General features: G+C 59.1%; 26 protein-coding genes. 7 read left to right on the top strand and 19 right to left on the bottom strand.

From position 1 onward, the window contains the following. Window positions 1-44 precede the first annotated feature (44 nt). Window positions 45-917, bottom strand: coding sequence for a 4-hydroxy-tetrahydrodipicolinate synthase (gene dapA / locus AC2FH8_RS12760; protein WP_142637014.1), 873 nt, complete (start codon window positions 915-917; stop codon window positions 45-47). A 133-nt stretch (window positions 918-1050) separates the two neighbouring features. On the opposite strand from dapA, the gene AC2FH8_RS12765 reads away from it, so the two are divergent. Then, window positions 1051-3015: a lytic transglycosylase domain-containing protein gene (locus AC2FH8_RS12765; RefSeq protein WP_142637260.1), complete on the top strand. Its 1965-nt coding sequence runs from the start codon at window positions 1051-1053 to the stop codon at window positions 3013-3015. Here the strand turns inward: AC2FH8_RS12765 and AC2FH8_RS12770 are convergent. Both AC2FH8_RS12770 and mnmC2 read right to left on the bottom strand, forming a co-directional pair. Continuing rightward, complete coding sequence (locus AC2FH8_RS12770) at window positions 2989-3858, bottom strand: DMT family transporter (protein ID WP_496689911.1); 870 nt, start codon at window positions 3856-3858, stop codon at window positions 2989-2991. The two genes, AC2FH8_RS12765 and AC2FH8_RS12770, sit on opposite strands and share 27 nt — an antisense overlap. Continuing rightward, entirely contained in the window at window positions 3855-4520 is a 666-nt protein-coding gene (mnmC2, locus tag AC2FH8_RS12775) for a tRNA (5-methylaminomethyl-2-thiouridine)(34)-methyltransferase MnmC2 (RefSeq protein WP_496689912.1), read from the bottom strand. The genes AC2FH8_RS12770 and mnmC2 overlap by 4 nt, the downstream gene beginning before the upstream one ends. A gap of 49 nt (window positions 4521-4569) precedes the next feature. Between mnmC2 and AC2FH8_RS12780 the strand changes: the two genes are divergently transcribed. Together AC2FH8_RS12780 and AC2FH8_RS12785 are read left to right on the top strand one after the other, a co-directional pair. Further along, window positions 4570-5610: an NAD(P)/FAD-dependent oxidoreductase gene (locus AC2FH8_RS12780; protein ID WP_496689913.1), complete on the top strand. Its 1041-nt coding sequence runs from the start codon at window positions 4570-4572 to the stop codon at window positions 5608-5610. After that, the gene (locus tag AC2FH8_RS12785; RefSeq protein WP_281995404.1) at window positions 5607-6086 is read left to right on the top strand and encodes a GNAT family N-acetyltransferase; all 480 of its coding nucleotides are present in this window, start codon (window positions 5607-5609) and stop codon (window positions 6084-6086) included. Before AC2FH8_RS12780 ends, AC2FH8_RS12785 begins: the two co-directional genes overlap by 4 nt. Here the strand turns inward: AC2FH8_RS12785 and AC2FH8_RS12790 are convergent. The 4 genes from AC2FH8_RS12790 to AC2FH8_RS12805 all read right to left on the bottom strand — a co-directional run bounded on the left by AC2FH8_RS12790 (window position 6078) and on the right by AC2FH8_RS12805 (window position 9054). Then, the gene (locus tag AC2FH8_RS12790) at window positions 6078-6866 is read right to left on the bottom strand and encodes an HTD2 family dehydratase (protein WP_281995405.1); all 789 of its coding nucleotides are present in this window, start codon (window positions 6864-6866) and stop codon (window positions 6078-6080) included. The two genes, AC2FH8_RS12785 and AC2FH8_RS12790, sit on opposite strands and share 9 nt — an antisense overlap. A gap of 49 nt (window positions 6867-6915) precedes the next feature. Further along, on the bottom strand, window positions 6916-7458 hold the full coding sequence (locus tag AC2FH8_RS12795) for an NADPH-dependent FMN reductase (protein ID WP_142637034.1): 543 nt from the start codon (window positions 7456-7458) through the stop codon (window positions 6916-6918). A 114-nt stretch (window positions 7459-7572) separates the two neighbouring features. Then, window positions 7573-8244 carry a YiaD family glycine zipper/OmpA-like lipoprotein gene (locus AC2FH8_RS12800; RefSeq protein ID WP_281995406.1) on the bottom strand — a complete coding sequence of 224 codons (672 nt, stop codon included), beginning with the start codon at window positions 8242-8244 and terminating at the stop codon, window positions 7573-7575. 117 nt (window positions 8245-8361) lie between these two features. Next, window positions 8362-9054 carry a helix-turn-helix transcriptional regulator gene (locus AC2FH8_RS12805; protein WP_271949714.1) on the bottom strand — a complete coding sequence of 231 codons (693 nt, stop codon included), beginning with the start codon at window positions 9052-9054 and terminating at the stop codon, window positions 8362-8364. 103 nt (window positions 9055-9157) lie between these two features. Between AC2FH8_RS12805 and AC2FH8_RS12810 the strand changes: the two genes are divergently transcribed. Then, the gene (locus tag AC2FH8_RS12810; RefSeq protein ID WP_142637040.1) at window positions 9158-9343 is read left to right on the top strand and encodes a hypothetical protein; all 186 of its coding nucleotides are present in this window, start codon (window positions 9158-9160) and stop codon (window positions 9341-9343) included. Window positions 9344-9345: 2 nt separating this feature from the next. Here the strand turns inward: AC2FH8_RS12810 and AC2FH8_RS12815 are convergent, their stop codons facing one another. Further along, window positions 9346-10152 (bottom strand): RluA family pseudouridine synthase, encoded by an 807-nt coding sequence (locus AC2FH8_RS12815; RefSeq protein WP_496689914.1) that lies wholly within the window; start codon window positions 10150-10152, stop codon window positions 9346-9348. Between AC2FH8_RS12815 and AC2FH8_RS12820 the strand changes: the two genes are divergently transcribed. Together AC2FH8_RS12820 and AC2FH8_RS12825 are read left to right on the top strand one after the other, a co-directional pair. Then, window positions 10090-10500 (top strand): nuclear transport factor 2 family protein, encoded by a 411-nt coding sequence (locus tag AC2FH8_RS12820; protein WP_496689915.1) that lies wholly within the window; start codon window positions 10090-10092, stop codon window positions 10498-10500. The two genes, AC2FH8_RS12815 and AC2FH8_RS12820, sit on opposite strands and share 63 nt — an antisense overlap. After that, complete coding sequence (locus AC2FH8_RS12825) at window positions 10497-11213, top strand: SGNH/GDSL hydrolase family protein (protein WP_496689916.1); 717 nt, start codon at window positions 10497-10499, stop codon at window positions 11211-11213. The genes AC2FH8_RS12820 and AC2FH8_RS12825 overlap by 4 nt, the downstream gene beginning before the upstream one ends. Here the strand turns inward: AC2FH8_RS12825 and rarD are convergent. From rarD to AC2FH8_RS12875, 10 genes are all read right to left on the bottom strand, one after another. Beyond that, window positions 11204-12106 carry an EamA family transporter RarD gene (gene rarD / locus AC2FH8_RS12830; RefSeq protein WP_496689917.1) on the bottom strand — a complete coding sequence of 301 codons (903 nt, stop codon included), beginning with the start codon at window positions 12104-12106 and terminating at the stop codon, window positions 11204-11206. The two genes, AC2FH8_RS12825 and rarD, sit on opposite strands and share 10 nt — an antisense overlap. Before the next feature lie 142 nt (window positions 12107-12248). Next, window positions 12249-14702, bottom strand: a complete 2454-nt coding sequence (locus tag AC2FH8_RS12835; RefSeq protein ID WP_142637045.1) for a GcvT family protein — start codon at window positions 14700-14702, stop codon at window positions 12249-12251. A gap of 89 nt (window positions 14703-14791) precedes the next feature. Then, window positions 14792-15766 carry a GlxA family transcriptional regulator gene (locus AC2FH8_RS12840; protein ID WP_142637047.1) on the bottom strand — a complete coding sequence of 325 codons (975 nt, stop codon included), beginning with the start codon at window positions 15764-15766 and terminating at the stop codon, window positions 14792-14794. A gap of 11 nt (window positions 15767-15777) precedes the next feature. Then, on the bottom strand, window positions 15778-16668 hold the full coding sequence (locus AC2FH8_RS12845) for a homocysteine S-methyltransferase family protein (RefSeq protein ID WP_142637049.1): 891 nt from the start codon (window positions 16666-16668) through the stop codon (window positions 15778-15780). Between the two features lie 12 nt (window positions 16669-16680). Next, window positions 16681-17733 carry an alcohol dehydrogenase family protein gene (locus AC2FH8_RS12850; protein ID WP_496689918.1) on the bottom strand — a complete coding sequence of 351 codons (1053 nt, stop codon included), beginning with the start codon at window positions 17731-17733 and terminating at the stop codon, window positions 16681-16683. A 2-nt stretch (window positions 17734-17735) separates the two neighbouring features. Further along, window positions 17736-18212 carry a cupin domain-containing protein gene (locus AC2FH8_RS12855; RefSeq protein ID WP_142637051.1) on the bottom strand — a complete coding sequence of 159 codons (477 nt, stop codon included), beginning with the start codon at window positions 18210-18212 and terminating at the stop codon, window positions 17736-17738. Between the two features lie 19 nt (window positions 18213-18231). Then, complete coding sequence (locus AC2FH8_RS12860) at window positions 18232-20682, bottom strand: GcvT family protein (RefSeq protein WP_496689919.1); 2451 nt, start codon at window positions 20680-20682, stop codon at window positions 18232-18234. 15 nt (window positions 20683-20697) lie between these two features. Continuing rightward, window positions 20698-21078, bottom strand: coding sequence for a GFA family protein (locus AC2FH8_RS12865; protein WP_496689920.1), 381 nt, complete (start codon window positions 21076-21078; stop codon window positions 20698-20700). A 5-nt stretch (window positions 21079-21083) separates the two neighbouring features. Further along, window positions 21084-21707 carry a LysE family translocator gene (locus AC2FH8_RS12870; RefSeq protein WP_496689921.1) on the bottom strand — a complete coding sequence of 208 codons (624 nt, stop codon included), beginning with the start codon at window positions 21705-21707 and terminating at the stop codon, window positions 21084-21086. Continuing rightward, window positions 21707-22276 carry a helix-turn-helix domain-containing protein gene (locus AC2FH8_RS12875; RefSeq protein WP_142637059.1) on the bottom strand — a complete coding sequence of 190 codons (570 nt, stop codon included), beginning with the start codon at window positions 22274-22276 and terminating at the stop codon, window positions 21707-21709. The genes AC2FH8_RS12870 and AC2FH8_RS12875 overlap by 1 nt, the downstream gene beginning before the upstream one ends. A 117-nt stretch (window positions 22277-22393) precedes the next feature. Between AC2FH8_RS12875 and AC2FH8_RS12880 the strand changes: the two genes are divergently transcribed. After that, entirely contained in the window at window positions 22394-22663 is a 270-nt protein-coding gene (locus AC2FH8_RS12880) for a DUF1294 domain-containing protein (RefSeq protein WP_142637060.1), read from the top strand. A gap of 39 nt (window positions 22664-22702) precedes the next feature. On the opposite strand, the gene AC2FH8_RS12885 is transcribed toward AC2FH8_RS12880, so the two are convergent. Further along, window positions 22703-23227 carry a GNAT family N-acetyltransferase gene (locus AC2FH8_RS12885; protein WP_142637062.1) on the bottom strand — a complete coding sequence of 175 codons (525 nt, stop codon included), beginning with the start codon at window positions 23225-23227 and terminating at the stop codon, window positions 22703-22705. Window positions 23228-23247: the final 20 nt, after the last annotated feature.

Here is a 23247-nt window from a genome sequence, read left to right on the forward strand (position 1 = left end):
TTTTTGGCCAGATGAAGATCGGATCAGGCCAAGAACACCCCTGGTTACAGCAGACCTGCGTGGTTCATGGCTGCGTCGATAGTAGTTTTGGTGCTGTCGTCCAACGTGGTCAGGGGCGAGCGAACTTCTTCGCTGCATAGGCCCAGCTTGCTGAGGGCGTATTTGGCCCCGACCAGACCGGGTTCGATAAAGATCGCCTCATGCAGAGGCATCAGGCGGTCCTGATAAGTCAGCGCTTTGGCATAATCCCCCTGCAGGGTGGCCTGCTGGAATTCGGCACAGAGCTTGGGCGCAACATTCGCCGTGACCGAGATACAGCCCACACCACCATGCGCATTGAAACCCAGCGCCGTGGCGTCTTCGCCCGACAGTTGGCAAAACTCAGGCCCGCAAGAGGCGCGCTGTTGGCTGACACGCCCCAAATCTCCGGTTGCGTCTTTAACCCCAACGATCCTTGGCAACTCGGCCAGCTCACCCATCGTCTGGGGAGTCATGTCGATGACGGAACGGCCTGGAATGTTGTAGATGATGATCGGAATATCGGCACAATCATGTAGGGTGCGGAAATGCTGAATTAGGCCCTTCTGGGTCGGCTTGTTGTAATACGGGGTCACCACCAGAGCGGCATTCGCGCCGACTTGCTGCGCAAATTGAACGAATCGGATCGCCTCGACAGTGTTGTTCGAGCCCGCACCAGCGATCACCGGGACACGACCGGCTGCGGCATTGACAACTTCTGCCACCACCGTTTCGTGTTCTTCATGGCTTAGGGTTGGGCTTTCACCGGTGGTCCCCACCGGCACCAAACCGGTCGAGCCTTCCTGAATTTGCCATTCCACCAAACGTTTGAGCGTGCCCAGATCCAACTCGCCATTCGAAAACGGGGTAACGAGGGCTGGCATCGAGCCTTTGAACATGACACGCTCCTTGCTGTGCGGTTAGCAATTTTTGCGCCTTGGGCAATCACATTCCTAGCAATGTGTGTTGATCCCGCCGGCGCAAGGTTTATCCTAAATGGCTCTATCCTTGGTTGGTTGGGAAATGCAAGGCATGACACGCGTTCTGGCGCTTTTGACAGCGGTGATTCTGGCATCCTTCGGGCCGGCCCAAGCCGACTCGGTGGGCGATCTGCGCGCTGGCATGTATGAAATGCGAAAGGGCGATTGGAACGCAGCGCTGCAAGAGGCAGGCCCGCGCGGATCTGTGTCACGTGACATCATCGTATGGCATTGGCTGCGCGAGGGGTTCGGAAGCTCGGGCGATGTGCTGGTATTTCTGAACCGCAGGCCGGATTGGCCGGGGCTGGCATGGTTACGGCGCGAAAGCGAACCCGCCTTTACCGGGGCGGACCCGGACCGGGTGTTGAAATTCTACGCCGACATTGCCCCGCAAACGGCGGAAGGGGCGCTGAATTTCGCCGTAGCGCTGAAGGCTAAGGGACGGCAGGGTGATGCGCAGGCGGATATCGTCACCGCCTGGCGTACGATGCCGATGGGATCGGGCCTGCAGAAAGACTATATCGAGAACTTTGAAACATTGCTGAAACCCCACCACGCGGCGCGGCTGGACCGGATGCTGTGGGACGGTCATCTGATCAGCGCAGGACAAATGCTGCCATTGGTGAATGACGATCAGCGCAAGCTGGCCGAGGCGCGGATTGCATTGCAAAAACGTGCGCCGGGTGTTGATGCCAAAGTAGGGGCGGTTCCCGATTCCGTGGCCGGATCGGCGGGGCTTGCCTTTGACCGCTTTGTCTGGCGAGACAAAAAGGAACTGGATGACAGTGCGATTGATCTGATGCTGGCGCGGTCATCCAGCCCGGATGCTCTGGGCGAGCCAGACAAATGGGCCGAGGGCCGTCGCCGGTTGGCCCGGCTTGAGATGCGCAACGGTGATATGAGCCGCGCATACAAGATTGCCTCTAGTCACCATATGACGCCGGACATGGGCTATGCCTATGCCGATCTCGAATGGCTTTCCGGGTTCCTTGCCCTGCGTCGGTTGAATGATCCCGCAACGGCTGTACGGCATTTCCAAAACTTCTCGGGCGCGGTGCAGTCACCGATTTCCAAGGGACGCGGCGGGTATTGGCTGGGTCGGGCCTATGCCGCGCAGGGGGATGCGGAAAAGGCTTATGAGGCCTATGCCATGGGTGCTGATCACCAGACCTCGTTCTACGGGCTTCTTGCCGCCGAACGGATAGGGCGCCCCTTCGACAGCGATCTGGCAAACCCGCGAAGGGCACCGCACTGGAAACAAGCGGAGTTTGCCGATTCCAGCGTTCTGGAAGCGGGGCTATTGCTGTTGCGCGCAGGTGAGGCAAACCTATCCGAGCGGTTCCTGACCCATCTGGTTGAGGGGCTCGACCCCGTTCAGGCAAGCCAACTGGGCGATCTGGTCATCGAACTGAACGAACCACATCTGGCGGTGATGATCGCCAAGCGCGCCGCGACCACCGGCGTTGTTCTGCCCGCCGCGTATTACCCGGTTCATCCGGTGGCAGATCTAGGCCTACCTATGGCAAAGGAAATGACGCTAGCAATCGCCCGGCGCGAAAGCGAGTTTGACCCGGTTGTCATCAGCGGCGCGGGCGCGCGCGGGCTTATGCAGGTAATGCCCGCGACGGCGAAAGTTGTGGCCCGGAACATGGGCATTCTAAGCAGCCACCAAACCGGAAAACTGACTTCGGACTGGCGATATAACGCCAAATTGGGGGCGAATTACCTGTCCGAGCTGGCAGCAGAATTCAACGGCAATGTGGTGATGATGGCGGCGGGGTATAATGCCGGACCGGGCAGGCCGATCTCGTGGATGAAACGCAATGGCGACCCGCGCCGGGGTGAGGCCGATATCGTCGACTGGATCGAATTCATACCCTTTAGCGAGACCCGCAACTATGTCATGCGCGTCGCCGAAAGCCTGCCTGTGTATCGCGCACGGTTGGGGCAGCAGGCGTTGCCGGTGCCATTTTCCGAAGAACTGATCGGGTCAACTCTGGCGTCGTTCGCGCCATAAGGTGAACAGTCCGGCGGCAATAACCAATGTGGCCCCTGCAACAACCGCGGGTCGCAAGCTTTCACCAAAGACCGAGATTCCCAGAATGGCGCTCCACATCAGGTGAAAATAGGCAAAGGGCTGCACGGCGCTGGCCTCGGCCATTTCGTAGCACTTAATCAACAACCAATGTCCCAGAACTCCGGTCAGGCAGAGCAGGCCCATCCAAAGCCAGTCACCGCCCTGCATAGGCTCCCAAAACCACACGCCCACGGCCGTCATGGCAACCGCCCCGGCGATGCCGGTCCAGAAAAAACTGGTGGCGGTAGTGTCGCGCCGCGCCGCATAGCGGGTCAGCAGGCCATAGACGGCAAACATCAGGGCCGAGATCAACGGGATCACCGCCCACGGATTGAACACTCCCACCCCGGGCTGCAGGATGATCAGCACGCCGATGCAGCCCACGCCGATGGCGGACCAACGGCGCCAACCGACCTTCTCGCCCAGAACGGGTCCGCTGAGCGCCGCCACCAGCAGGGGGTAACAGATAAATACGGCTTGGCTTTCGATCAGCCCCAGGATGGTAAAGGCATAAACCGCGACGCAGATCTCTCCGGCCAGAAGCACCCCGCGCAGGATCTGCAGCCCAAGCTGGTTGGTGCGGGCCGTGGCCGCGATACCGCCGGGTGCGCGCAGCGCCTGAGCGACGACAAACGCAGCGAAGAACCAATAGCGGATCATCACGACCATATAGGTGTTATAAGTCCCGGCCAGATGGCGCGAGATACCGTCCTGCAGCGCAAACACCACGGTAGCCGCGATCATCAGCGCGATACCGGCGCGGGTGTCGTTCTGTTGGGTCATGGCTTGACCGCCCGAGTCATGTGGCGCTTGCGCCCATAGCCCGGTGCGCGGGTGACGGTGAACCCTGCGTCCTCGAGCCCGCGCCGGACGAACCCGGCGGCGGTATAGGTGGCCGCAGAGCCATTGGGCGCCGTGTGATCGGATACCTGCTGCATCAGCTCTGCGCCCCAAAGTTCGGGGTTCTTGGCCGGAGAGAACCCGTCCAGAAACCAGGCATCGGCCTGCCCCGACCATACGGACAGGGTGGACCGCGCGTCGCCCTCGATAACCTCAAGCTGCAGGGTGCCCAGATCGCAGGTACCGCCCTGCCATTGGGACAGGAACCGGTCGGCCCAAGGGGACAACTCAGGAAAGGCGGCCAGAGCACGCGTCATGTCGTCTGGCGCCATTGGATAGGCTTCGAAACTGGTGAATGTCAGCGGGGTCGTTTGGCCAGCCTTTTCCCATTCGGACCAGACAGTCAGCAAGTTCAGGCCGGTGCCAAAACCAAGCTCGGCAATATGAAACCCCGGCGCAAACCGCGCGGGCAGGTCATTGCCCGCCAAAAACACATGCCGCGTCTCCTCCAGCCCGTTCTGCAACGAGAAATAGGGGTCGTCGAAACGGCCTGAGACAGGTATCTGCCCGTCTTTCCAGGTCAGTTCGGCGCGCTGGTCTGCCATCGGGGAATCCTGTAGCTAAGCGGCGCGACACTGAACAAGGAAAAGGGGAATGGCAATGGTCGATGTGACGGTGCGAGGCGCGGGCATTTTTGGCCTTTCGATCGCCTGGGCCTGCGCTAGACGCGGCGCAAAAGTTCAGGTCATAGATCCTTTTGGCCCCGGTGCCGGGTCCAGCGGCGGCCTTGTCGGGGCTTTGGCCCCGCATGTGCCCGAGAATTGGAATGCCAAGAAAGCTTTTCAATTCGAAAGCCTGATCATGGCCGAACCCTTCTGGAAACAGGTTGAGGCGACCGGAGGCGTCTCAGCCGGATATGCCCGGTTGGGTAGGCTGCAGCCCATCGCAGATAGCCGCACGCTGGATCTGGCCCATGCACGTACGGTCACCGCCGCAGAGCTATGGCAGGGGCGGGCCGAATGGCGCGTTGTTGCAATGGATGAGGTCGGGTCGTGGTGTCCTCCCAGCCCTACCGGCTTTGTGATCCACGACACGCTTAGCGCCCGGATGCACCCAAGGCGGGCATGTTCTGCACTGGTTTCGGCGCTGGAGGTGATGGGGGTTGAGGTCAAAACCGATGCGGCCAATCAAGGGCATATCATTCACGCCACCGGGCTTTCTGGCCTGCTAGAACTGAACGACGCCTTTGGCAAAACGGTCGGCAATGGCGTCAAGGGACAGGCGGCTTTGCTGCGGTTCGATGCCGGGGACGTCTCCCAGCTGTTTGCAGATGCCGTTCACATTGTCCCGCATGCAGATGGTACATTGGCCATCGGATCAACCTCGGAACGGGATTATGACAATCCGACCAGCACCGATGCGGCGCTGGATGATGTCCTGGACCGGGCCACACGGGCGGTTCCGGTCCTGCACGGTGCCGAAGTGATCGAACGCTGGGCCGGGATCCGACCCCGCAGCAAAAGCCGTGCGCCGATGTTGGGTGCACATCCGCTGTACGCCGGAGAATTCATCGCCAATGGAGGGTTCAAGATCGGATTTGGTATGGCGCCCAAAGTGGCAGAAGTCATGGCCGAACTGGTGCTTGAAGGGCGCGATGAAATCCCCGCAGATTTTCAACCCGAGGCTTCTTTGTGACCTCCCTCGACGACACCCCAGTTCGCCTGCAACCGGACGATCCGATATTGCCACAGGTGTTACGCCTGATCCGCCACAGCTTTGCATTCATGGAGGGGCGTATAGACCCGCCCTCGTCAATGCATCGCCTGACCGAGGAAACGCTTAGGCAACAGGCCCGCGACCACGAGGTTTGGATCATAGGCAATCGCCCGGATGCGGTCGTCTTTTTGACACCCAAACAGGACTGTCTGTATCTGAGCAAACTGGCTGTGGACGAAACCCGACGTGGTCAGGGGCTGGCACAGCGTCTGGTCGATCTGGCATCCGCGCGGGCGGTTGAAACAGGTATTGCGACGCTGGAACTGAAGGCACGGGTCGAATTGGTCGAAAACCATGCCTCCTTTGCCCGGATGGGCTTTGTCAAAACGGCGGAAACGGCGCATCCCGGGTTCACCCGGGCGACCTCGATTACCATGCAGAAACATTTAGGCTGAGGCTTCGGCAATCATACATTGGCGCCCGTCTGCCGCACGCACCCACAGGGTATTGCCCCTCCGGCACAGGCTCGCAGTTTCGAAATGCATCAATGCCGAGGTTGCGCGGAAAGAAAACTGCGCCAATGGGCCCATCACATCTTCCGCAAACAACATCAGGTGCTGCGCCAAAAGCGGGCCATGCACGACCAGCCCGGCATATCCTTCGACATCACGGGCATAGTCGATGTCATAGTGAATGCGGTGTCCGTTAAATGTCAGGGCCGAGTAGCGAAACAGCATTGTGCTGTCGAAGGACAGCTCGCGATGTTCGGTTTCATCCTGCCTGGCCAGTGGTGCCGGAGGGGTGGCCGTATCTGCCGAGGGGTCTTGGCGGTAAACCAGATCCTGCCATTCGGTCAGGCGCAGCGCACCGCTCTGCCAAACCTCGTGGCGCAACGTGACAAAGCCCAAGGGGCCGGTGCGTCCCGATTTCGAACTCGAACTTTCACATAGCGATCGCCGTTCGGCTAACTGACCTGCTATCAGAGGCGCGAAAAACTCCAAGCGTCCGCCTGCCCACATTCTGCGGGGTAAGCCCATATCGGGGATCAGGCCCCCGACTTTGGGATGTCCGTCGCGCCCAAGTTGGCCGGGTGGCTGCGGAGTCCAGAAGTACAGGTGATGAAAGAACGGCGGCAACGCAGTGCCGCCCCTCACAGTTGCCTGTTTCCCAAGCGCCATCTGCAACGCGCCAGCACGGGCTGCGTCCATCACATCTGTCTGAATTTCCATCGACATAGCGCAAGATTAGGCGGCCTGCCCCATACGGGCAAGCAAACCGGCAGTTTCAGAAACCGGCCTCTGACCGCAAGTTCCTCATCAAGGTCCGAAGGGCGTTTTCATAGCGTTCGTTAACCAGCTTGCCCTGCGCGTCGAATTCGTTCGAACTGTCGGCCAGATGAATTTCCGGCCCTTGCAAGATGCGCGTCTGGAACGGAACCATATAGCTGCGCAGTATCATCTGTGCACGTTCCCCGCCGGCACGACCCGCAGCGGCAGACATCACCGCAACCGGCTTGTTCGCCCAGGGCTTATCCTTGGTGCGACTTACCCAATCCAGCGCATTCTTCAACACGCCGGACGGCGCTTTGTTATATTCCGGCGTCGAAATGATCACCGCATCCGCACGGGCGATCTGACCGGCCAAAACCTGAACGCCCTTGGGGATGCCCTCGCCTTCTTCAAGATCGCCGTCATAGAGCGGCAAGTTCAGGTCAGCCTCGATATGGGTGCCCGGCTCAAACAGCCGCGCCGCCTCGCGAAGCAGTTTTCGGTTGGTGGCATTTTGGCGCAGCGAACCTGACAGGCTCAGAAGGATCGGTTCGGACATAAAGGTCTCCGTTCAGGCGTTTTCCAGAAGGTAGCTCCTGATCACCGCCAGCCAAAGCCCACTTGACGCGCAGTCAATGTGCAAAAACGGGCACCTTGACGGTGCCCGGTCACATCAGGTGTTGCCGTTGGGGATGATTTCGATATCAACCCGACGATTCCGCGCCTTCCCTTCGGGTGTGAGATTCGAGGCCGCAGGTCGGTTCTCACCCAAACCGATGGTGCTGATACGGGCCCCGTTCACACCATTGGCTTGCAGAACATCCGCCACGGACCTAGCCCGACGCTCAGATAGGGCCTGATTATAAGAGGCTTCGCCATCACTATCCGTATGGCCAATGACCTGAACGGCCGAGTTGGGATATCTCACCAAATTCTGACCCACCCGGACCAAATCAGAACGCAATGCAGGCCGTACGGTCGAGCTGTCGGTGTCAAAGGTGATGTCGTTGGGGACGGTAACAATCAGGCGGTCGCCCGCGTTGACGATTGTGATGCCGTCATTTGCCAGCTGCTGGCGCAACTCAGCCGCCTGACGGTCCAGTTGATTGCCGATAAGGCCGCCACCTGCCGCACCGATTGCACCACCAGCCAGCGCACCCAAAAGCGGATCCGAGTCGTTCGCAATGGCCCCGACACCGGCACCAACCAACCCACCCAAAAGCGCACCCTGTTTGGTATTTTGATTGGGGTCCGAGGGCAAGTTCAGCGTTCCGGGGTCGGTGCAGCCCGCCAAGAACAAGGCCGAGCAAAGCCCAGAAGAAACAACAAGCTTGGAAATCGTCATGATATCACCTTCTGCTCAGAGGCCCGTTTGCCGGGTCCCATTATTTGGCACAGTATATCGCCCTGCCCCCCCGCAGGCTCAAGCAACAATCAGGTGATATCGGCGAATACCCGCCGTTCAATGGGCCTCGGCAGGGGAACCCCATTGGTTCTGCTCCTGCCAGATCTCCCGCAGCGGCTGCCCTTGGCCGCAGAAATGATCGTCAACCATTTCGCAGGCCCAGACGCGATCGGTCCGAAAATGGCGAAAACCGTTGCGCAATTCGCACCACGCAACCAGCATCGTGCACTCGATATGATAGATCAGGGCAACCGGACGGACGACCCGTTCGGAGCGAACGTCTTGCGAGCTGACATATGTGAGGCGAAGCTTGCGCTCGTCCCGGATGGCTTCGCGGTAATTCACGACCGGGATACAGCCCTTGGCCGGATCATCAACCGGAGCCCCCCAAGGCGCGACCTGCAACCAGTCGGGACTTGCGCGCAGGCCTTCTATTTTCCGGCAAATGCGTTTGGCGGCCTCCTGCAGGGTACTGTCGCCGGTCCGTGCCAGCATTGACAGACCGACCCAAAGCGCCTCGACCTCTTCAGCGTCGAAGTTCAGTGGTGGCAAGTCATAGCCCCGCCGCATCAGATACCCGACGCCGGCTTCGCCCTCGATCGGTGTGCGTTGGGCCTGCAGTGCCGCGATGTCGCGATACACCGTGCGCACCGAGACTTCGAGCTTTTGCGCCAGCATCTCAGCGGTAACCGGAGCGTCGGCGGCACGCAGAATCTGGATGATTTCAAACAGGCGGGACGAACGGCGCATGGCAAACTCCGGTTTCTCTGCTGACACCTTAGCACACCCCCCTGACAACGCGCTGTCAGGAGTGATGCGGGATGCTGGTTCAACAATTCACAGGAGATTACTGATGCCCAGCCTCGACAATCACGTAATGATGACACTGCAACTGGGACGCTGGTCCCAGGACCATACCCTGCGCGCCTTTGAAATCGAACGCGAGATCATGGCCAGCCGCCAGCCCTGCGCCCCAAAGAAACGCACCAGACGGTTTTCGTTGGGCAATCTCAAGCTGCTTTGGACCAATCCCGCCTGAGCCTAGAACCCGGCCTTGGCGCGAAACTTCATCGACGTCCCGCTATCGGGGCTTTTCAGGCGCAATTCCTCGGAATGCAGCATGAGGCGCGGAAAGGCCCGTGCCTCACCTTTTGCATAGAACGGATCACCCAAAATCGGATGGCCCAGCGCCAGCATGTGAACCCTCAGCTGGTGCGAGCGTCCGGTTTTCGGGAACAGGCGTATGCGGGTGGTGTTGCCTTCGTATTTGACCACACGCCAATCCGTCACCGCAGGTTTGCCGGTCTCATGGCACACCATTTGCAGCGGCCGATTGGGCCAGTCGACAATCAACGGCAGATCAACGGTTCCGGTCTTTTCCTCGACCAGACCCCAGACGCGGGCGATATAGGTCTTGCGAGTCTGACGCTGTTCAAATTGCATGCTCAGATTGCGCTGCGCATGGGGCGTCTGGGCAAAAACCATCACGCCCGAGGTATCGCGGTCCAACCGATGCACAAGCAGCGCCTGCGGAAACGCCGCCTGCACACGGGTCAGCAGACAATCGGCCAGATGCTCTCCGCGACCCGGTACGGACAAAAGCCCCGAGGGCTTGTTCACCACAATCAGATGCGCATCTTCGTGCAGCACATCCAGCGGTGTTTTCGGGGGATCGTAGGTCTCGCTCATGCGGGTCTGCCTATCGCAAGCGACAACCTCCCGCAACGTCGCGCTTGCCTGAACTGAATAGTTCAGCAAATCATGCGACAACTCGGAGGAGAAACCATGCACCCGACAATCGAACAACTGAAAGATGTCATCACAAAAGGCGATGAAAGTCTGATTCACGAGTTTCTGGCAGAAGACGTGCGTTTTCTGCCGCCGACCTACTACAGCACCTGGGCCGGGCGCGAACCCGTGGCGGCTCTGCTGGGGCATGTGGGGCAGGTATTCTCGGACTTCAGCTATCGTCGGATCATGGGTGAAGGCAAAGACTGGGCGCTGGAATTTCAGTGCAAGGTTGGTGATCTGGATGCGGTTGGTGTGGACTTGATCCGGCTGAATGATGAAGGCTTGATCGAAAAGTTCGAAGTGGTCATGCGCCCACTTAAAACCATTGCAGCCCTGCGCACCGAGATGATGGCACGCGTGGCAAAAGACCCTCGCTTTATCAATTTCAGGGACGCTTTGGGTTGACCAAGCCTGCCCTGATCGGAGCTGATCAGTTTCTGAGATTACCGCTGTTGCCACTATTGGCGGCACAGGGGATTTCAGTTCGACGAAAGGCGCGGTTCCTGCCCGAACCGACCGGGCCGCGCGAAGGCCGTGAAGGGCGCGGCCCGCGTTTGCGGTTGCTAATCGCAGGCGACAGCTCGGCAGCAGGTGTTGGCGCTGGCACCCAGGCGCAGGCTTTGTCCGGGCAGTTGGTCGCACAGCTAGCAAAAAGCCACAGTGTCGAATGGCGGCTCGAGGCTATGACAGGGCATACAACGCTGGATACACTGAAACGCCTTGACGGTCTGACAGATCAATTTGATGCCGCCATTACGGCGCTTGGCGTCAATGACGTCACCCGTGGCGTCACTAAAAAGCGGTTTGTCGAACACCAATCCCGTCTGATGCACCTGATCACCGACCAGCTTGGAGCCCGGCGTGTCATTGTAACGGCCGTTCCCCAGATGGGTCGGTTTCCCGCCTTGCCGCAACCGCTTGCCTGGGTGCTGGGGCGTCAGGCAGCCCGCCTGGACCAAGGCCTGCAACAGATTGCGACCGGCTTCCCGCAAATCCGCCATCTGTCCATTGATTTACCCGATGACCCGGCGTTGGCCGCACCGGACGGCTATCATCCCAGCCCCAAAGCCTATGCGATCTGGGCGCAAAAGGCCGCCGAATTGTTGCGTCAGGCCTGAGCCCGTATCTGCCGGATCATCGGGATCGAGTAGACCACAAGTGCGGCCCAGATCAGCGGAAACGCAATCATGCGGCCGCGGTCAATCTGCTCTCCAAAAACCGCGATGGCAGTCACAAAAATCATGGTCGGCGCGATATATTGCAGGATGCCCATCGTCGACAGGCGCACCAGCTTGGCACCATTGGCATAGATCAGCAACGGCACCGCGGTCACCACCCCTGCCCCGGCCAGCAGCATGGTGTCGGTTGCGACCAGCCCGAAATGCCCCGTCCCGTTGATCCCCAGCCAAGTCACATAAACCAATGCGGGGATCAGCAGGATCAGCACTTCCAGCAAGAACCCCTGATTTGGCCCGATGGAGAGTGAGCGTTTGAAGAAGGCGTAAAACCCCCAGCTGAACATAAGCCCCAGCGCCGCCCAAGGCAGGCTTCCGGCCTCTACAACAAGAACCACCACCCCGGCTGCGGCCAACCCAACAGCAATCAGCTGCGTCCGGTTCAAAGGTTCGCGCAGCAGCACCGCGCCCAGCGCGATACTGAACAGCGGATTTATGTAATAGCCCAGCGCTGCGTCCAGCGCATGCCCACTGGCAATCGCCCAGACATAGATCGCCCAGTTCACCGATATCAAAGCAGCTGTCAGGCAGGCCATACCCAGCATCTTGGGATCGCGCAGAGCTGACTTCAAATCCCGCGTCCGGCCCAGTGCGATCAGCAATAGCCCGGCCAAAGGCACCGACCAGATGATACGATGCGCCACAACCTCAACCGGCGCGATATGGGCCATCGCCTTCATGTATAACGGCAAAAAACCCCACAAAACATAGGCCGTTACCGCCAGAACAAGTCCTTTTGGCGTATCGGCATTTTGTGTGGGTGTTGCGTCAGCCATTGCGGATCTCCGGGAATACCGGTCGTCTTTACGGCAACCCGGACATACTTGGGAACCGCGAAAACTGTGAAGCAACCCATCAGGATATTTGATATGTGAGACCAGAACAAAGCCGGAGCGCCGCAGCGCTCCGACAATTTGATTACACTTTGACGCGTTCGGATTTCGGATCGTACATCGGTTTCAACGATGCCTCGGCCATTACCTTCACGCCGCACACGTCGATTTCATAGGTTGACCCCAGAACATCCGCCGCCTTCTCACCCTCGCAGGGCACATAGCCCATACCGATAGCGCCACCCAAAGTATGACCATAATTGCCCGAGCTGAGATAACCGACATATTCCCCGTCCCGCACGATCGGTTCATTATGGAACAACAGCGGTTCCGGGTCGGTCAGGCGGAACTGAACCAGACGGTTTTTGGGCCCGCTTTCCTTGCGGGCAATCACTGCTTCGCGCCCGATAAAGTCACAGCCTTTGTCGACCTTGATCGCAAAACCAAGCCCGGCATCCACGACGTTGTCCTCGCACGTGATGTCATGACCAAAATGGCGAAAGCCCTTTTCGATCCGGCAACTGTCCATCATGTGCATGCCACAGAGTTTCAGGTCCATGTCCTGACCGGCCTCATGCAGCGTTTCGAACACATGGCCCGCCATATCGGCGGACATGTAGATCTCCCATCCCAGCTCGCCCACATAGGTCACCCGATGAGCGCGGGCCAGGCCCATGCCGATCTCGATCTCTTGTGCGGTGCCAAAGGGGTTGGTCGCGTTCGAGAAATCCGCCGGCGAGACCTTTTCCAGCAAAGCGCGCGCATTGGGGCCCATCACGGCCAAAACGCCTTCGCCAGCAGTGACATCGGTTATGACCACGTTGAAGCTACCCACATGGCGCATCATCCAGGTCTGATCCGCCAGCCGCGTCGCCGCCGGGGTCACGACCAGATAGGCGGTCTCGGTCAGACGGGTCACCGTCACATCCGCCTCGATCCCGCCGGTGCGGTTTAGGAACTGGGTATAGACGATCTTGCCGTTCGGCACCGAATAATCGCCGCCCCCGATATAGTTCATGAACGCCTCGGCATCCGGCCCTTCAACGCGAATCTTGCCAAAAGAAGACATGTCGTACATGCCCACATTCTCGCGCACCGCGCGGTGTTCAGCAGCTGAGTTCTCGAACCAATTCTGACGTTTCCAACTGTACTGGTATTCGCGCTCCTGCCCCGGATTTGCGTACCAGTTTGCACGCTCCCAGCCCGCCAGTTCACCAAACACCGCGCCCTGCTCTTTCAGATGGTGATGGAACGGGGTGCGTCGCACACCCCGCGCGGTGGCCTTCTGGCGATAGGGGTAGTGGTCGGCGTACAGCAGGCCCAGCGTCTCTTTCGAACGCTCAAACAGATACTGCTTATTGCCCTGAAACGGCTGCATCCGGCTGATATCCACATCGCCCAGATCAAACGGTTTCTCGCCGCTATCCATCCATTCCGCCAGCGCCATGCCCGCACCGCCCGCAGATTGAATGCCGATCGAGTTGAAGCCCGCCGCGACCCAGACATTGTCCATCTCGGGCGCGAGACCGAGGTGATAGGCATCGTCGGGGGTAAAGCTCTCTGGTCCATTGAAGAATGTATGAATCCCAGCCTCGGCCAGCATCGGCATCCGGTTACACGCAGCTTCTAGAATGGGCTCAAAGTGGTCGAAATCCTCGGGCAGCTGGTCAAACTCAAAGCTCTCTGGGATGCCGTTCATCCCCCAGGGCTTGGCATTGGGCTCAAAAGCACCCAGCAGGATTTTGCCCGCATCTTCCTTGTAATAGGCGCATTCATCCGGCACCCGCAGAACCGGCAGTTGCGACAGTCCGTCAATGCCTTCGGTGACGATGTAGAAATGTTCGCAGGCGTGCAGCGGGACGTTCACACCGGCCATCCGGCCGACCTCATGCCCCCACATGCCGGCGCAGTTCACCACCATATCACATTCGATATGGCCCGAGCCGCTGCCGTCATCGGCAACCCAGTCCACGCCCGTCACGGTACGGCCCTGTTTGGTGATGTCGGTGACCTTCACCCGTTCCTTGGTAATGGCACCGCGTTGCCGTGCGCCCTTGGCCAGGGCCAGCGCGATATTGGCCGGGTCACCCTGCCCGTCCAGCGGAAGATAGACCGCGCCCTTGACGTCTTCGACATTCAGATGCGGATACATTTCCTTGACGCGCTCATTGGAAATCTCTTCGACCTCAACCCCAAAGGCACGTGCCATGGCAGCCAGGCGATAGATCTCTTCACGGCGTTCCTCAGTCAGTGCCACGGTAATCGATCCACAGCGTCTAAGCCCGGTGGACACGCCGGTTTCCTCTTCCAGCGCGCCGTAAAGCTCCTGCGTGTATTTTGCCAGTTTGGTCATGTTGGACGAGGCCCGCAGCTGAGCGATCAGACCCGCCGCATGCCATGTGGTGCCGCTGGTCAACTGCTTGCGTTCAAGCAGCACAACATCGCTCCAACCTTTCTTGGTCAGATGATAGGCAACCGAGCATCCGATGACGCCGCCGCCGATGATGACAACTCGGGCTTTGTTTGGAAGATCAACCATCCTGAGGTCTCCGCTGAATCAGGTTTTGGGCACGTTGCCATGGAAGATCGGCAATAAATGCACCAAAAGCGTCATGTTATAGGCGATTTTCACCTATGTGACGCAGCCCGTCTTTCGCGCCTCAGAACAAAGGGCGTGACCCCGAAAAAGCTTTTGTAAACCGAGGAGAAACCGTTCGGAAAGCCGCAGGCCAGACCGATTTCCCGAACGCTCATCGTGGTGTTCAGCAGCAGGTTGTTAGCCTTCGCCAGCCGCATCTCGCGATAGAAACCGTTTGGACTGGTGCCAAAGAAAGCTTTGAATTTTCGCTCAAGCGATCGGTTCGAAAGATTTAATGCCTCGACAATCTGCTGGATGGGTAAGGGGTCTTCGATATTGGCCTGCATCAGCTTGATACATTGATCCAGCTTGGCGTCCCCAGTAGCTGTCAGTTGCGCCCCCGAGAAAGGCTGCATCGATGAAAAGTCGCGGATATTTTCGTGCAGCATGATATTGGCCACCGTCATCTTGGCAGGCCCCGAGATGTGGCGTCCGATCACGGACAAAGCAACATCGGTTGTCGCCTCCATCCCTGCGCAGGTCACGACCTGGCCCTGTTCTGTGGCTATCGACAGCTTCGCCTCGAACCGGGCCCCGCGTTCACTCAGGAAAGAGGCGTTTTCCCAATGGGTCGCCATGTCTGCGGTGCCAAATTCGTCAATATAGCGGCTGGCAGCTTCGGCCAGCAAAAAGACCTGAGCGCCTCGGAACGTATAGTCCGATACAACCCGTCCGATAGACAGATCGGGGTGGTCAGGGTCGGAATTTCCGATCACAAACAGATAATCCGCCTTGGGATGGGTTGATACGGGTTCAGTTTGGACCGTCGCATCGCTGCTGCTGGCAATGGGCCCACCTTTCAGAGACCGATAGGTAAAGCTGAAGGGCGGGTTGGGGCAGACGCGGTTGGCCAGCCTCAGAACCTCAATCAATGCGGCAAGCTCCAACAGCACATAGCCCGGCGCGACCAGAACATCGAAATGTATCTGCGCCTTGTCGGTCAAGCTATCTGGTCGTTGCCGCATCTTTACCCCCTTCAGACGATGCTGTGGCCAGCAGCGCACAGCCGATCTGCCAGTCGCTGAATGTGATCGGGACCGACTTCGCAGCATCCGCCGATGATAGTTGCACCCTGCGCCACCCACCCCATCGCCTGATCAGCATATTCATCCGGCCCAAGGTCGTGGCGCTGTTGCAGCGCATCGACGGTTGGGGCGTCTTGTAGAAATTCCTGGGTAATCCCGGTGAAGCCATTGGCATATGCCCCAAACGGACGCCCGAAGGTGGCGATAATATTCAGCGCAGCGGGCACCGCCTCGGGGCGCGAGCAGTTGATCAGCACGGCCTCAGGCGTAAAGCGATCAACCAAAGATGCTATTCCCGACAATGGCTCACCCGACCGAAGCCGCGTCCCATCATCATCCATCACGGACAGCGCCAGCCAGACCGGCTTGTCTGCCTGTTCCGTTCCACGCAACGCGCCTTCGGCCTCTTGCACCGACGACACGGTTTCGATCAGGAACAGGTCAACGCGATCTGCCATCATCGCCACCAGTTCGGTGAATTTCTCTGCCGCCTCTTCGACCTCTGGATTCAGGTCCGGCCGGTAAGAGGCGAGAAGCGGACCCAAAGCCCCAGCGATGCGCCTACCCGCCGGGCGCGCACGCTCGGCCTGCGACAGGGCCGCCTCGATCAGATCTGGCAGCTGATCACCCAAGCCGACACGGTCCAGACGCGACCGGTGAACAGCATAGGTATTTGTCGTGGCCACAGTCGCACCGCGTGAGAAATAATCCGCATGCACATCCCCGACCAACTCGGGATGGTCCATCATCACCCGGGTCGACCACAAAGGCGTCGGCGCATCACCGCTGCGTTTGACCAGTTCCTGTCCGATAGACCCATCCAGAAGGGTTATATCTGCCATCAATGAACCTCCTCAGGGAACCAGAACCAGTTTTCCCGGAAACGTTTTTGACTGAAAGTCCTCTTGCGCCGTCGCAATGTCTTTCAGCGGATAGGTTTTTGAAATCAGGGGCTTGATCCGCCCCGCATTCATCAGTTCGACCAGGCGACCGAAGACTTCGAACGGCTGATGGGTGCTGCCGTGAATGGTAATGTCGCGCAGATAGATATCCCGCAGATCGGCTTGAACAATCGGGCCAGCAATCGCACCCGCAACGGCATAGTGACCGCCCGGTTTCAGCGCCAGGATCAGGTCAGCCCATGCAGGTCCGCCCACCACGTCAATGACCACGTCGAACATGTCGGTGGGCAGCGACGCATCCCGGTTGAACGTGGCGGTCGCGCCCTGGCTTTTCACCGCTTCGGCCTTGGCCGCACCGGTCACGCCCCAAACCGAGGCACCGCGCAGCGCCGCCAGTTGCACGGCGGCAAGGCCCACACCGCCCGACGCCCCGGTGATCAACACCTTTTGCCCGGCAGTCACAGCGGATCGGGTCAGCAAAGCCTCGGCAGTTCCGAAGGCGCAGGGGATAGCGGCAATTTCAATATCGGACAGGGGTGAGGCGCTGACATCGTAAAGGTCATCGGCCTGCACCAGACAATATTGCGCAAAGGCGCCGTCAATCTCGGACCCAAGCACGATGAAGCCTGTCGGGTTGCCCGGTCGCGGACGTGGCAGGTTGATCGGACAGGTCACGCGCTGGCCCGGGGTGAACCCGGTCTCGGGCCCCGCGATTTCGACGATGCCGCACAAGTCACCGCCCTGAATGCGCGGGAAATTCAGCGCGCCACCCCAGCCTCCGGCTTCGACCTCTTGATCCACCGCATCCGTAGCGCCGGTCACATCCGAGGAGTACCAGCCGATACGAGTGTTGATATCGGTGTTGTTCACCCCGGCTGCGGCCACACGGACCAGAACCTGCCCCGGCGCAGGGGTTGGGACGGGTATATCGTCACGCCATTCCAGCGCCTCGGGCCCGCCGTGACAGGTCAGGAATACACCGGACATCGTTTTAGGCAGTGTCATGATCAAACCTCGTCATCGGGATGAGGCGGCACAGAGCCCATCGGGACAATGTCATACCGCGCGTTCAATTCGGCCATTTTCGCCTCATCGGCGAAGTCCGCCTCGGTCATCTTGGCCAGCTCAGCAAGGAATCCGTCAAAACCGGCAGGCTGGAAAATCATCAGCATCTTAGCAGGTGCATTTCCAGCAACGCGGCAGGCATGCGGCACACCGGGCGGCACATGCATCGTGCTGCCCGGCCCACAGCGATGCCAGTCGCCATCAACATAGAAATCCACTTCGCCTTCCAGAAAATAGAAGCTTTCAGCATGGGTTTCATGGCGATGAAGGCCAAGCGCAAAGCTGGCCTTCAGATTGTCTTCCATGAGCGTATAGGCGCCATCAGTATCCCGGGTCGAAACCTTCACAAATGTGTGGTCATTTTCCCAGTCATAATTGAGGCCCTCTCCGGGCCCCCGTTTTGAATAGCGCATGCTCATGCAGGTCTCCTTCGGGCGATCAGGCGCGCAGCCGCTCGTTTTCTGGATCCCAGAGCGGTTTATCGTCCTGTACCACGGCGCGTCGCTTCTCACCGAAGATTTCGATTTCAAGCTCGGTACCTGCCACCGCCAATTCGGGACGGATCATGCCCAGCGCAATGGATTGGCCAACGCGATACCCCCAAGCGCCCGAGGTGGTTTCGCCAACGATCTCGCCGTTGTGCCAGATACAGGACATGTAGGGCGCATCCGCGTCACCTGCCTCAACCAACATAGTGGCAAACGCCTTTTTCACGCCCTGCTGCTTTTCGTTCAGGATCGCGGCCTTGCCGGGGAAGTCCTGCGGTTTGTCAAGTTTGACGAACCGTTCCAACCCGCCTTCCAACAGAGAGTAATCAGTGGACAGATCGCCTTTCCAAGCCCGATAACCCTTTTCGATGCGCAGAGAGTTCAGGGCGTACATCCCGAACGGTTTGGCACCAGCGTCAAGGATCGCGCCATAGATCGCGGGCATATGGTCGTTCAGCGCGTGAACCTCCCAGCCAAGTTCTCCTGCAAACGAGACGCGGATCAGGAATGCGGGCTGACCTGCAACCGTGGCCGATTGATGGGTCAGCCAGCCACTGGACAGGTCCGCATCGCTCAGCCCCGCCAGAATGTCGCGCGATTTTGGACCTGTCACGATCAGCGTGTCACGAGTGGTGGTGACATCCTCGACGGTGACGCCAGTGGGCATTGCCTCGGACAGGATATCGCGGTCATGCCATTGCGCTGTAGCGGCCGTGATCATGACGAACTCGTCATCGCCGAGACGGATACAGGACATTTCGGTCAGGATCCGGCCGCGACCATCTGAGATATAGACCAGGTTGATGCGACCCACCTTGGGCAAACCGCCGGTAACCAGCGACCGCAGCGCCTCGGCGGCACCCTCACCTTTTACGATGAAACGCGAAAATCCGGGCAAGTCCAATACGCCGCAATGATCACGGACAGCCTCACACTCTTCCTTGATCCGCTTCTCCCATGGCCCCGAACGGCCCCAGGTATGGGTCGCTTCTTCAGAGGTATCGTCGCCCGGTTGCGCAAACCAGTTGGCGCGTTCCCAGCCGTTATAGGGCCCCATCACGCCGCCCAATTCCTTGACCTTGGTGTGGACAGGCGACAGCTTTTTGTCGCGCGCGGCGGGCCATTCATGGTGCGGGAAATGCATGGCGTATTCGTTGCCATAGACCTCAAGCCCCTTCTGGTTGCAGTAATCCTGATCGGTGTAATCGGTGTAACGGCGCGGATCGACGGCCCACATATCCCACTCAGTTGCGCCATCGACGATCCATTCGGCCAGCACCTTGCCGGCACCACCGCCCTGCGCGATGCCGAAGGTAAAGGTATGCGCCTCAAACGCGTTGGTCACGCCCGGCATCGGGCCAACCAGCGGCAGCCCGTCCGGCGCGTAGGGGATGGGCCCGTTGATCACCCGACCCACACCCGAGGTACCCATCAGCGGCACCCGCTCCATCGCGTCGGTGACGATGTCTTCGATCCGGTCCAGATCATCATTCCATAGCTGGAAACTGAAATCCTCGGGCATCGGATCATCCTCGGTCATCCAGTGGCCCTTGCAGTTGGGCTCATAGGGGCCGAGGTTGAATCCGTTCTTCTCCTGCCGAAGGTAATAGGAGATATCCACGTCGCGCAGCAGCGGCAGCTTTTTACCGCCATTGGCCTTGGACCATTCCTCGATCTCGGGCACTTCGTCGGTCAGCAGGTACTGGTGGCTCATCACCATGGCCGGAACGGTGCGACCGCCGAAGGGCTTGAACCATTCACCCACGCGCTGGGCGTAATACCCGGCGGCATTGACCACGTGGTCCGCTTCGATATCGCCCTTCTCAGTATGCACGATCCAGGTCTTGTCTTCCTTCTGGGTCACACCCGTGGCCGGGCAGAAACGCAGGATCTTCGCCCCCATGTCGCGCGCACCCTTGGCCAGTGCCTGGGTCAGCTGCGCCGGGTCGATATCGCCATCGGTCGGGTCGAACAGAACACCTTCAAGGTCATGAGTTTCCAGGAACGGGTAATGCTCTTTGGCCTGTTCGGGTGACCACATCTCCATCTCGATGCCCTGATAACGGCCCATCGCCATTGCCCGCTCGAACTCCTGCACCCGCTCTTTCGAATGGGCCAACCGGATTGAGCCGGACTGGTGATAGTTCATCGGATAGTCGACCTCTTCACCCAGCCGCGCATAAAGCTCGGTCGAATAGCGCTGCATGTTCATGATCGCCCAAGAGGTCGAAAAGGTCGGCACGTTGCCAGCTGCATGCCAGGTCGACCCGGCGGTCAGCTCGTTTTTCTCCAGCAGAACACAATCGGTCCAGCCCTTTTTGGCCAGATGATACAAGGACGATGTCCCCACCACTCCGCCACCGATAATAACCACGCGGGCTTTTGTCGGAAAATCACTCATGTCTTTCAGTCCCTGTTACTGTGCCTCTTGAGGCAGATCGTCCGTGATGTCGTAGTAATCGCCTTTGTCAGCCACAAATATATGGCGGGCGAGGGTCAGTCCGGTGGGTGCATCCAGCGCCCCCATAGCAATGGCAATCCGGTCTTCGTCCTTATGCTGCCAGAACAGGTAAGAGCCGCAGGCGTTGCAAAATCCTCGTCGGGCGATGTCGGTTGCACGAAACCAGCTCAGCGTATCGCTGGCGGTGAAGGTGATGTCGTCTTGATGGGCCGAGGTCGAGGCCCAGACATGACCCGACTGTTTGCGGCATTGACCGCAATGACAGGCCGAGGCGGCAGGAAGATCGCCTTCGATCTTGAACGCAACCGAGCCGCACAGACAGGAACCTGTATGCATTTCGCTTATCCCCTAGCTGCTGGCGCGCTGGTGGTGCCCAGCAACACGCCATAAATGATGAAACAGGTGGCCATGACCCGGCGCACCCAGATGTTGAACACGGCCCCCAGCGCGGCCCGCCCCATAAGCGCACCTAGAAGAGTGAACCCGATGTAGCTGAGCGTTGTGATGATCAGCGCCGTTGGCATGATGACCAACATTTGCTCCCAGATCGGCACATCCGGCTGCACGAATTGCGAGAATGCAGCAAGATATCCCGCGACGCTTTTGGGGTTGATTGTCGCGACGGCCAGCGCGTGCAGATAGACATGCCTTGCAGGGCGTTCGAAAATAGGGGCGGGATTTGCTGCAGCCTTCCAGCCTCGGACACCCAGCCAGATCAGAAACCCTGCGCCCACCAGCTTGGCGATGAAGAATCCGGTGGGTGAGGCCGCGATCAAGGCCGTCACCCCAAGCGCCGACAAAACCAAAAAGGCGCTGGCTTGGGTCAGGATCGCCAAGACACCCAGCATCGCTTTTGCGAAGGGCAGGCTCATCCCGTTCGAGATACAGTTCACTGCGTTAGGCCCCGGTGTGGTTACAAACACCACCCAGAACAGCGCGAATATGGTCCAGGCCTCGAAACTCATCAGTACACCGGAGGTGCGATGACCCAGATGACCACAGCAGGCTCATCATGAGGGTTCGCCCAAATATAGGGTTCGTTCTTGATCCGAAAACTGTCACCGGGCCCAACCGAAAAGCTTTGCGCGCCGATGGTCAGATTCAACTGACCGGAAATCACATAGCCAACCTCTTGCGTGGGGCGGTCCGCCGGATTCTGCATCTTGGAATGCGGCTCAAAGGTGGAATGCACCATCTCAAAATCGTCAGTCAGATCGGGTGACAGCAGTTCCTCGATCAGACCTTCTTCGCCCGACCCCATAGGGCGGCGCGACCCGGCGCGCACGACATAGCCTTGTTCATTGGCGGGGGCGGCAGAATGGGCGAACAGCATGGACATCGGCACACCCAGACATTCCGCGATCTGACGCAGGTCTGAAATTGACGGTTCGGACTTGTCGCGTTCAACCTGGCTGAGCCATCCGACCGACCGGTTCAACCGCTCTGCGATCTCGGTCAGCGTCAACCCACGCGCCTTACGCAATGCGCGAATGTCGGCTCCGAGCGTTGCACTGTGGGGGGCTTGGCTGTTCACCGAACTCTCCGATATCTGGTGAAATTTTCCTCGTGTTTTTCACGATGCCGCGAATCGGTGAAAATTCCAAGCATTTTTTCACTTGGGAAAATCGACGCATTTAGCTATCCGTCAGCTATGTGGATTGCGGTTATATACCTGTGGGTCATCAACGGCCTGACTTTGCTGGCCTTTGGCTGGGACAAGCTGCGCGCCAGACGCAGAAAAAGCCGGGTTCCGGAACGCAGGCTATTGTGGCTGGCGGCACTGGGCGGCAGTCCCGGTGCGCTGGTCGGGCGTTGGATTTTCAATCACAAGTCCCGAAAAGGCCGGTTTTCCCTGTCGCTGTTTGCGATCTTTGCGACTCAGGTCGGGCTGGCATATTTCCTAATCACAGACATTCTGTAGTTGGCTTGATCCGCAAGCCACGTAAGATCCCGATGGGATCTAGGAAATGTCGCAGACATACATATCGGTATCGTCGGTGGAGTGAGCTGAGGATCGCGTGAACCCCGATTTCTGTAGCACACGGGCAGAGGCGGGATTGCTGTGCTCGACCCCGGCCAAAAACCGAATGGCGCGGCTCGTGCCGCAGGCCGCGATAAAGCCGGACACAAGTTCGGTTGCATAGCCACAGCCCCAGGCTCGTTCGGCAAACAGATATCCAAGGTGAATGGCTGGTGCGGCCTGATCTTCGGGTTCTGAGGCCAGTATCAGCAGTCCGATCAGCTGATTATTTTGCCTTAGCCGAACAAGAAGAACATCGCTTTCGGTCTTGCGTGCCGCGATCCAGTCGGTCATCCCGCTGGGCGTTTCTTCGACCTGCATCGAAGGCGGCAGGGGCTCAAGAACCGCTGGTGTCAGGACGGTTGCCAACTCGGCCGTCAACGCTGAAAGGCGACCAGCTTCAGAGACTTCCACTTGCCAGTGGCAGACGGCAAGCCGCTCTGTGGTGAATTGGTCCGGGATCATGCCTTGGCCAGTCGCAATTA

This window comes from Ruegeria sp. CDSC025 (assembly GCF_059610805.1).